Genomic DNA, 1,009 nt, shown 5'->3' on the forward strand with positions numbered 1-1,009 from the left:
GACGGGCAATGATACGTCCAATCAAGTATTTCGGATCTTTCGTTAACTCGCGGACTTTCTCACAAATATCATACAGTTCTTCAAGTGGAATGATATCTTCGTGTGCCGCGATTTGTAGCACTGGATCCGCAGATGTGTAGACGATTAGGTCGCCTGTTTCCATCTGGTGGGCACCCCACTCGTCAATAATTTGTGTGCCTGACGCCGGACGGTTCGCCACGACTTTACGTCCCGTTAAGCGTTCAATTTCCGCAACAAGTTCGTCTGGGAAGCCGTTTGGGTACACTTTGAATGGTTCGTTAATGTTTAAGCCCATAATTTCCCAGTGACCTGTCATTGTATCTTTCCCAACAGATGCTTCGCTCATTTTTGTGTAGTAGCCTGCCGGTTCATCGACACGACCGACAACTGGTAAGTCGTCAATATTACCTAAGCCTAGACCTTCCAAGTTCGGTAACTTTTGGTCAAAGCCTTCTAGCGTATGTTTTAAAGTATGTGATCCTTCATCGTTGAATGCCTTCGCATCGGGTGCTTCCCCGATTCCTACTGAGTCCATTACGATTAAATGAACGCGTTGAAATGGTGCTGTCATCACAATCACTCCTATTATAGTTTCTATCTTAATAATCCGTGTCTGCTTCTAACCCTTGCATAATTTGTACGCCTGCGCTCGCGCCCACACGTGTTGCGCCTGCTTCTAACATCGCTTGGAAGTCTGCCAAGTTACGCACACCACCTGATGCTTTTACTTCTACATCGTCACCGACTGTGTCTTTCATTAATTTCACGTCTTCAGGTGTTGCGCCACCGCCTGCAAAACCAGTTGATGTTTTCACAAAGTCCGCACCTGCAGCTTTTGATAATTCGCTTGCTTTCACTTTTTCTTCATCTGTTAATAACACAGTTTCGATAATGACTTTTACAGTTTTATCGCCTGATGCTTCTACAACCGCTGCGATGTCTGCTTGTACGTCATCATAACGACCGTCTTTTAATGCGCCGATGTTAA

General features: G+C 45.4%; 2 protein-coding genes. Both read right to left on the bottom strand.

The window, feature by feature from the left end:
• Positions 1–592 (bottom strand): phosphopentomutase (locus CD122_RS10505; protein WP_103358922.1); only part of this gene is annotated, 592 nt, incomplete at its 3' end.
• 28 nt (positions 593–620) lie between these two features.
• On the bottom strand, positions 621–1,009 hold a 389-nt coding region (gene deoC, locus CD122_RS10510), incomplete at its 5' end, for a deoxyribose-phosphate aldolase (protein WP_103358923.1).

Origin of the sequence: Staphylococcus rostri, assembly GCF_002902145.1 — a bacterium.
In the GTDB taxonomy this organism is placed as follows: domain Bacteria; phylum Bacillota; class Bacilli; order Staphylococcales; family Staphylococcaceae; genus Staphylococcus; species Staphylococcus rostri.